This is a genomic window from Streptomyces fuscigenes (assembly GCF_021556455.1).
Taxonomy (GTDB): Bacteria; Actinomycetota; Actinomycetes; order Streptomycetales; family Streptomycetaceae; genus Streptomyces; species Streptomyces fuscigenes.
In genome coordinates, this window is sequence record NZ_JAKGCV010000006.1 from 47,552 (window position 1) to 56,503 (window position 8,952).

At 71.0% G+C, this 8,952-nt stretch carries 5 protein-coding genes; 2 read left to right on the forward strand and 3 right to left on the reverse strand.

The annotated features are described in order from the left end of the window. From L1885_RS01860 to L1885_RS01870, 3 genes are read right to left on the reverse strand one after another with little or no spacing between them, the layout of a single operon-like run. Positions 1–4,698, reverse strand: a complete 4,698-nt coding sequence (locus L1885_RS01860) for a putative T7SS-secreted protein (protein ID WP_235795150.1) — start codon at positions 4,696–4,698, stop codon at positions 1–3. Then, positions 4,698–5,363: a hypothetical protein gene (locus L1885_RS01865; protein WP_235795151.1), complete on the reverse strand. Its 666-nt coding sequence runs from the start codon at positions 5,361–5,363 to the stop codon at positions 4,698–4,700. Before L1885_RS01865 ends, L1885_RS01860 begins: the two co-directional genes overlap by 1 nt. Further along, on the reverse strand, positions 5,360–5,962 hold the full coding sequence (locus L1885_RS01870) for a hypothetical protein (protein ID WP_235795152.1): 603 nt from the start codon (positions 5,960–5,962) through the stop codon (positions 5,360–5,362). The genes L1885_RS01865 and L1885_RS01870 overlap by 4 nt, the downstream gene beginning before the upstream one ends. Before the next feature lie 127 nt (positions 5,963–6,089). On the opposite strand from L1885_RS01870, the gene L1885_RS01875 reads away from it, so the two are divergent. Next, complete coding sequence (locus L1885_RS01875) at positions 6,090–6,755, forward strand: histone deacetylase (RefSeq protein ID WP_372481838.1); 666 nt, start codon at positions 6,090–6,092, stop codon at positions 6,753–6,755. A 215-nt stretch (positions 6,756–6,970) separates the two neighbouring features. Then, positions 6,971–8,797, forward strand: coding sequence for a S9 family peptidase (locus L1885_RS01880; RefSeq protein ID WP_235795153.1), 1,827 nt, complete (start codon positions 6,971–6,973; stop codon positions 8,795–8,797). The last annotated feature ends 155 nt before the right edge of the window (positions 8,798–8,952 follow it).

Here is an 8,952-nt window from a genome sequence, read left to right on the forward strand (position 1 = left end):
CTAGTACGGAAGCGGGAACTGGCTCGGCCAAGGAATATGTGTACTGTTCGCAGCGCCGGGATTATAGTGCGGGCTGTTGGGGTTGTGAACCTGCCGATGGTAGAGGTTACCCGCCTCATCCTGATAACGCCCTCCAATAGACAAGCGGTAGACATCGCCTTTCGCCGCGTTCGAACCGGCGGGCGCCGTCCCATCTCGGTCGTGCACGCGCAGGCGAACCGTGTTGCCCGTCTCCGGATCTTTCCATTTGTACTCAACACCCAATTGAGCTCCGCCATTCGGGTCCGGTTTGAGGATCCGCATTTCGGCGTCGTCGGGGACAACACTGAGCGGATTGCGCCCCCTCACGTCCCACCCGCCGTCCTTGACACGAGGGGGACAGGGTGTCAGCCCCAGCGGATCGGTCCAGGCATGCGGATTGAGAACGTACGCCACAGGGTTTGGTGCTGCGTCCAAACCGAGCGGGTCCGGGCTCGCGTAGCGAGCTGTCGTGGGGTCGTAGTGGCGGGCGTAATTGTAGTGGAGACCCGTTTCCGGATCGAAGTACTGCCCTGGAAAACGAAGAGGTGTGTACGTCGTGCTGTCGGCCGCCCAGGCAGCGGTCCCCCAGAGGGTGGCGCGGGAACGCCACGCAATCCGACCGTCTTCCCCGACGAGTTCGCTGGGGGTACCGACGAGATCGGTCACGATGGCGAAGAATCGGGAATCGATCTCGTCTTCGGGCATGTCCACAGCGGTAATGCGTTCCGTCTGGCCCAGGGGGTGCAGACCCTGATGATCCCAGGTGAGGGTGACCATGTGCGGTAGTTCGGCGGAAGTCGTGGTCTGCTCGCACAGAGTGGTTCCGTCCCACGTGAACACCACCTTCTCCACGACCGTCTTGCCGTCCTTGCCCAGGCGGACCTTCTCGGTGCGGCGTCCCAGAGGGTCGTACCTGTACTGCCAGCGGGTGCCGTCGGGAGTGACGACCAGGACCAGATGGTCCTCGGCGTCCCACACGTAGCGCCACGTGTCCGGTTTGCGCGACAGACGGGTCCGTTGGCGCAGAACGATCCTTCCAAGACCGTCATGCTCGTAGCGCACATCGCCTGCGCGAGTGATCCTCGTTCCCGTGTAGGAACGAATGCCTACGGCGTCCTGATGCGGATGGTGCGCAGGCCAGGTCCCGTCAGTCTGGTTGCCCGCCTTGTCGTAAGCGTAGGTTTCCGTCCAATCGGCGGCGCGCACAGCCATCACTCGGCCGGCCGTGTCGAGATCGAAACTCCGCGGGCCGGACAGGCTGTCGTGCATCCCGATCAAGTGGCCGTCCGCACGGTAGGTGTATGCACGCCGCTGGACCTGCCTCCCCTGAACACCCACGTTTTGGTTGGTCAGGCGCCCGAGGCTGTCGAAGGTCTGCTCCAGAGTGAGTGTGGCGTCGATGCTTCGAGTCAGTTCGTTCCCGGCTCCGTCGTACAGGAAGTCGACAGCTCTGCCCGAGGCCAGCATCCGGTCCCGGCGTCCGGCGGCATCGTAGGACCAGGTGGTCGTTGCCCCACTGGGTGTTCTACGACCCGCCCGGCGCCCTGCGCGATCGTAGGAGTACGTCATGCGGCGGCCGTCCACAACCTCCTCCCTCACTCGGCCGTAACGGTCCCGCAGCACCGTCAGCGTGGAGCCGTCCGGACCCGTGGCCTGGGCCAGCTCGTCCGTGAAGTCATAGCTGTACGTGGTGACACGGCCCGCCGCATTACGGCTCACGACTTGGCCCAGTGCGTTGTAGGCGAAGGTCGTCGTCTGGCTGAGGGCGTCGACTCTCGCGGTCAGACGGCCGACGGCGTCACGGGAATAGGCGAGGTGCCTGCCGTCGAAGTCGGTCTCCCCGGTGAGGCGGCCCGCCGCGTCGTAGGTGTAACTCCAGACCAGCCCTTGCGGGTTGGTGACCGTCGTCAGGCGCAGTTCGGTGTCGTGGCCGAACGTGTGGCGCACACCGTCCGGAGCGGTGCGTGCCGTCAGCAGGTCGAAGTGCGTGTACTCGTAGGTGGTCACGCCGCCCAAGGGGTCGGTGTGGCCGGTGCAGTTGCCCTCGCCGTCGTACGTCCAGGACTCGCTCGCGCCGTCGGGTGCCGTGCGGTGCGCGAGGCGGCCCTCGACGGTCCAGGCGAGGAGTGTCGTGGCGCCCGTCGGGTCGGTGATCGTGGTCGGGCGGCCGAAGGCGTCGCGTTCGTAGCGTGTGGTGGCGCCCAGTGGATCCGTGACGCGCAGGGGCAGGCCGGCCCGGTCGCAGGTGATGGTCGTCGTGTTGCCGAGCGGGTCCGTGACGGAAGCCAGGTGGCCTGCCGTGTCGTAGGCGAAGCGAGTGGTCTGCCCCTCGGGCCCGGTCAGCGACGTGCGGTTGCCGGATGCGTCGAAGTCCTGCCGGACGATTGTGCCGTCGGTGTGCCGGATCTTCGTCGGCAGCCCCAGCGCGTTGTACTCGGCCGTCGTCTCGCATCCGTCGGGTCGGGTCAGCGTGAGCAGGTTCCCCGTCCCGTCGTAGCGGAAGGTGGTCGTGGCGCCCAGGGCGTCGGTGTGTGCCAGCAGCCGGTTGTGCCGGTCGCGCTGGTAGCGGGTGGTCCCGCCGAGCGGATCGGTTTCGGCGATCACCTGGCAGCGGCCGTTGATCAGATAGCGGGTGGAGTGACCGAGTGAGTCGGTGATCGTCGTGGTGTGCTCGCCCGTCGACGCGTCGACCGGACCGTAGGCGAAGTCCGAGCGCAGGTGTCCGGCAGCGCCCTCCTGATGGGTGCAGCGGTCCTGCTCGTCGTAGACGTACGTGAAGTGGCTGTCGTTCGTGTCGGTCCAGGAGACGACGCGGCCGCGCTCGTCGTAGCCGAATCGGGTCGGCAGGCCCGAGGATCCGGTGACCTCCGTGAGATGGCCCCCGGTGTATCCGTAGCGCAGCAGTTCCTGGTCGTGTCCGTCCGCCCCGGCACCGGCCAGCCGGACGGCGGTGACGCGGCCGTCCTCGGTGGTGATGACGAGGCGGTGGCCGGCGCTGTGAGTCACGGAGTCGGGGGTGCCCTCGGCGTCGTGCCCGAACGTGATCCAGTTGCCGTTGCGGTCGTCGAGTTGCGCCAGCACGGCGAGTCGGTCGCTCAGGTCCTCGAAGTGCCATGTCACCCCCGTCGCGGGGTCGGTGACCGTGTATCCGCCGTCGACCCGGTCGAGCGGCCGGCGCGGGCCGTGAGATGGCAGGGTGGGGACGCCGGGGGCGGGGTGCGGATAGGCCAGGACCAGGCCGTCCTCCCCGAGCAGGAGGACGCCCTCGGCATCGATCTCCAGGCGCTGATCGAGGGTGGAGGACCACGTCGGTCCGAACCACCCGCCCAGCCGGTACGACGACTCGAACTGCCGGCTCAGGACGAGCGGCAGCACGCCCGGCAGTGAGACGTCGGTGGCGGGGAGCACCATGCGGCCGGTCGCGACGTCCACGGGGTCCTTCGCGCAGACCTTCTCACCCTCCCGCCGCGCGACGTCTTCGGCCCCGTCCTTGACGGCGGTGCGTGCCGCGCTCTCCGCGCCGTCCTCCAGGCCCTCCTTGACGGCGGTCTTCAGACCGAGTCGGAGTCCGCCCGCTGCCAGCCCCGCTCCGTCGGTGCCGATGAGCTGGGGCACGAGGCGGCCGAGGAACTCGGAGGGGTCCTTCGTGAAGCCGTCGACCGCGGCCTCGACCATGCGTTCGGGGTGCGCGGCGGTCGACACCAGGCCCGACAGCGTCATGCTGACGTTCTGCGCGTAGGCCGCCGGGTGGGTGAGGTTGTACGGGTCCATCGGGTTGAGGCCGCGGGCGAACGTGACGAGGCCCGCCGTGCCCTTGAGGATGCCGCCGTCGAAGTGGGCGAGTTCGATGTTCGCGGCCTGGAAGCCGTCGGTGAAGTCGTTCCGCAGGCGGGACAGCGGCGGCGGCTCGGCGGGTGCGTGGGCGAGGGCGGCCTTGATCTTGCCCTGCGCCTCGGAGGCGGCGGTGTTGCGCTGTTTGCGGGCCTCCGCCAGCTTCTCGCGGGCCGCTTTGACGTCGGCTTTGCCCGGGTCGACGAACGGATCAGGTTTCGGGCCCGGGTCCTGGTTCGCGTCGATCTTCGCGTTGTAGGCCTCGACCTTCTTGTTGTAGGCGTCGCTCGCGTCCTTGGACGCCTGGACGCCCTTCTTGTAGAGGGCGACGGCCTCCTTGGCCTGCCCCTGGGCCCAGGTGACGGTGTGGGCGTACGCGCCCAGCGCACCCGCCGCCGCCTCGCACGCGGCGGACGCCTCGGCCCACTTGGCCGGGTGGACACCGAACTTCTCACGGAACGCGTCGCCGCCCTCCCCCTTCCACCCCGAGGAGTCGATCTTCTTCAGCCCGGAGGAGACCTTGTCGAAGGCCGTGTGGAAATCGGTCAGGTGCTTGGCGCTCTCGCCGATCTTGCCCGGGTCGCCGTGGACGAGCTCGTTCGCCTCCTCGGTCTGCCCGAGCTGCTGCTCGCCGGGGGTGGCCCCCAGGTCGGAGGCGACACCGTCGCCCCAGTCCTCAACCGTGTCGGCCCAGTCGTGCAGGCCGACGTGGTCCAGGCCGTCGCCGACCTTGTTGGTGGCCCAGTCGACACCCTCGCCGACCTTCTTCTTGCCCTCGTCGACGAGATGCTCGCCGTAGCCGAGGCCCTTGTTGATCCCGTCACCGATGTCCCCGAACAGGCCCATCAGTTCGTCCCGTCCTGCCGGCCGCCGCCGTCCTGCTGAGCCGCCTCGGCCCGCGCCTCGGGCGAGGGCCCGAAGGTCTGGTCGAGGTAGTCGTCGTACTGCTCGTCGGACACGCCCGCGAGGCTGTGCAGATTCTCGGGGTTCAGGCCCATCGGCCCCAGGGTGTGGGACGTCATGACGTCCCGTCCGGCGTCCTTCCAGCCCTGCTCGCTGTTGGCCGCGGCCTTGTCGAAGGACTCCTTGCTGAAGTCCACGTTCATGCCCGAGGTGGCGATGTCCTTCCACCCCATCTTCTCCACGTCGTCCTCCGACGCGTACGGATTGCCGACGGCGGCATTGGTGACGACCTTGAAGCTGCCCTCCAGATACTGCTCGGTCTGGTAGTGGGTGCCCGCGGAGATACCCGTCTTCACGGCGAGGTCGTTGCCTTCGCCGATCAACGCCCGCACACCCCACTCCCAGCGGTCGCAGAACGTCTGCAACTCACCCGTGAGGCCCTCATGTCCCAACTGGAGGCCGGACAGGGCGATGCCGCTGAACCCCCGACCCGCGCCAGCCGCCCCGGCCATGCCCAGCTCCCCGAGTTCGGAGAGGGCGTCGTTCAGCCCTTGTGCTATCAGACCGAGCCCGTCGGTCTCAAGGTCCTTGCCGCCGTCCCCGCTCACGCGCCGCCCCCCGAGTCCTCGCCGTCTTCCCCGACATCCACCGCTGCCGCATCCGGCACGATCCCGCGCACCGGCGGGAAGACCATGCCGTTCTCGCCGTCCGCACAGTCCAGCGCCACACCGCACGGCACCCCCGCCGCGGGCACCGCCACATCCAGCAACTTCGCACCGAGGACCGACTGGTAGGCCCACTCCCGCGCCGGCTCACCCCGCGCCACCGCGTAGCGCGCCAACGCGTGCTCGTCCGAGAACGCCAGGATGAAGCGGATCCCGTTGAAATCAGCCGTGAGGAACCCGCCCCGGCCCTCGTCGCCCGCGTCCTCGCCCAGGGGCACCAGCACGGCAGAACGGCGGAACTCGCCCAGCAACTCGGCGAACCGCCGGCGTCTCACCGCGGCAGCCGGGCCACCGTCCGGCTCGGACCCGCTCGCCGGACCCGGAGCATCCCGGTCGGCCGCGCCCGGGGACCCTGGGGTCTCGGCCTCGGCCTCGAGCGGAGGCCCTGTGCGTCCCTGGTGCCCGGCAGCAGGACCGGCTTGATCGCTGCCCGCCACGTCGGCCAGCCGCAGCCTGGCACCCTCGCCCCCGTCGTTGGACATGCCCCCATCATCGCAACGGCCCGAAAGGCGCCGCAACGACATCACGTCACGCGTACGTCACAGAGCGCTGCGGCCGGGGCGTTCCACATGCGGCGGGAGGTGACGCGGCCGGTCGTACGATGGGCGGGTGGCCTCCGACTCCTCCGTGCCCCGCGTCTGGTACGCCTCCTACGGCTCCAACATGCGCGGGGCGCGCTTCGGTTGCTACCTGGCCGGGGGGCGTCCGCACGGTGCGGCGCACACGTATCCGGGGTGCCGCGATCCTCGTCCGCCGGCGGCCTCCGTACTGACGCGGCTGCCCGGGGCGCTGTACTTCGCGACCGAGTCCGACGTGTGGACCGGCGGGCGGGCGTTCTACGACCCCGACACCGTGCTTCCGGGTACGCCGGGCAGCGTGTGGGTCCGCGCGCATCTGATCACGGTCGAGCAGTTCGCGGACGTCGTGGCCCAGGAGATGGGGCGTGCCCCCGGCACCGGCCCCGGCGCGGAACTCGACCTCGCGGAGGTGCTGGCGGCGGGGCGGGCCCGGCTGGGGGGCGGGCGGTACGAGACCCTCGTGCACCCGGGATCGTACGAGGGGGCGCCCGTGCTGACGTTCACCGCGCCGTGGGGCGTGCGCGACGTCGAGCCCAACGCGCCCGCGGGCCCGTACCTCGCGCAGATCGCGGCCGGGCTCGTGGAGTCCGGCGCCGGCGACGCGGAGGCCGTGGCGCGCTATCTGGAGCAGTGGCCGGGCGTCGCCGGGCAGTGGGACGTGGCCGGCGTGGCCGAGCTGGCGGGGTCGCTGGGCTGACGTCGCGCACGCCCCCGGACACGACCCCTCCCGAACGCGACCCACCGCCGGACGTGACCACTCCCCGTCGCGACCGCTGCGGCACCGCCCGGGGTGTGTGCGGAGCCGGCGGTGGCGTCGCCGGCGACGCGGTCGGGCGCGGGTGCGCGGGAAGTTTTCCACAGGGTGGGGGCGGGGCCCGGCGCGGTGTCGGTCGGCGGGAGCAGAATGTAGCCATGACTGAGATCACCGACTCCTCCAGTTCCCCGTCGGCCGCGCTGCCCGACTGGGAGAAGCGCTTCCGGGCGCCTCGGGTCTCCCTGCCCGACTGGGCGGAGGACGCGCCGGACAAGGCGTTGTTCGTCTCCAACGCGACGGGCACGTACGAGTTGTACGCGTGGGACCGCGCCACGGGCGCGCAGCGCCAGGCGACCGACCGGCCGAACGGGACGACGGACGGCGTGCTGGCGCCCGACGGCGCGTCGATCTGGTGGTTCTCGGACACGGACGGCGACGAGTTCGGCGTGTGGATGCGCCAGCCCTTCGAGGGCCGGCCCGACGGCGGCGCCGACGAGCCCGCGGTGCCCGGCCTGGCCCCTTCCTTCCCCGCGGGCCTCGCGCTGGGGCGGTCCGGGCTCGCGGCCGTGGGCCGCTCCACCGACGAGGACGGTACGACGATCCACGTCGTGCGCGGCGCGGGCGAGGCGCCGGTGGAGATCTACCGGCACCGGGAGTCCGCGGGCGTCGGCGACCTGTCGTACGACGGCGACCTGCTGGCGATCGAGCACACCGAGCACGGGGACGCCATGCACTCCGCGCTGCGAGTGGTGCGCCTGGACGGGACGACGGTCGCGGAGCTGGACGACACCGAGGGCGGCACCCGCGAGCTGGGGCTCGAGGTCCTGGGGTTCTCCCCCGTCGCGGGCGACAGCCGGCTGCTCGTCGGCCACCAGCGGCGCGGCCGCTGGGAGCCGATGGTGTGGAACCCGCTGACCGGCGAGCAGAGCGATCTGGCGATCGAGCTGCCCGGCGACCTGGGCGCCGAGTGGTATCCGGACGGCTCCGGCCTGCTGGTCGAGCACAGCTACGAGGCGCGCAGCGAGCTGTGGCGCTACGACATGGCGGGGCACGCTCTGGAGCGGGTCGAGACGCCGGCGGGTTCGGTCTCCGGCGCCACGGCCCGGCCGGACGGCAGCGTCGAGTACCTGTGGTCGTCCGCCGCCCAGCCGCCCACGGTGCGCTCCACCACCGGGCGCGCGGTGCTGGACGCCCCTGGTTACAAGGCACCGGAGTCCGTGCCCGTGGAGGACGCCTGGGTGGAGGGCCCCGGCGGGCGCGTCCACGCGCTCGTGCAGCGGCCCGCCGGGACGTCGGGCCCCCTGCCGACGGTGTTCGAGATCCACGGCGGGCCGACGTGGCACGACAGCGACGCCTTCGCGGCGGGGCCGGCAGCCTGGGTGGACCACGGGTTCGCGGTGGTACGGGTCAACTACCGCGGCTCGACGGGCTACGGGCGGGACTGGACGGACGCCCTCAAGCACCGCGTGGGCCTCATCGAACTGGAGGACATCGCCGCGGTGCGCGAGTGGGCGGTGTCGTCGGGCCTCGCCGACCCCAACCGGCTGGTGCTGGCGGGCGGCTCGTGGGGCGGCTACCTCACGCTCCTCGGCCTCGGCACACAGCCGGACGCCTGGGCGGTCGGCCTGGCGGCGGTGCCCGTCGCGGACTACGTGACGGCGTACCACGACGAGATGGAGGCCCTGAAGGCCATGGACCGCACGCTGCTGGGCGGGACGCCGGAGGAGGTGCCCGAGCGGTTCGAGGCCTCGTCACCGCTGACGTACGTCGACGCGGTGCGGGCGCCGGTCTACATCTCGGCGGGGGTGAACGACCCGCGCTGCCCGATCAAGCAGGTCGAGAACTACGTGGACCGCCTCGCGTCCCGGGGCGCGGTCCACGAGGTGTACCGCTACGACGCGGGACACGGCTCCCTGGTGGTGGAGGAACGCATCAAGCAGGTCCGCCTGGAGCTGGAGTTCGCGGCCAAGCACCTCGCGCTCTGAGCGGAGCCCCTGAGCGAAGGTCCCGCCGCCGTCGCCGGCCCCGCCGCCGTCGCCGGCCCCGTTGCCGTCGCCGTCGTCCGTGGCCCGCGAGGTGGGCACGGCCGGCGGGGCCGGACGGTGCGACGGGGGCGGGCGGACCCGGGGGCTACGGGGGG

Coding starts and splice junctions, on each gene's coding strand:
- L1885_RS01870 (WP_235795152.1), bottom strand. CDS start 5,962: ATGTCCAACGACGGGGGCGAGGGTGCCAGGCTGCGGCTGGCCGACGTG.
- L1885_RS01880 (WP_235795153.1), top strand. CDS start 6,971: ATGACTGAGATCACCGACTCCTCCAGTTCCCCGTCGGCCGCGCTGCCC.
- L1885_RS01860 (WP_235795150.1), bottom strand. CDS start 4,698: ATGGGCCTGTTCGGGGACATCGGTGACGGGATCAACAAGGGCCTCGGC.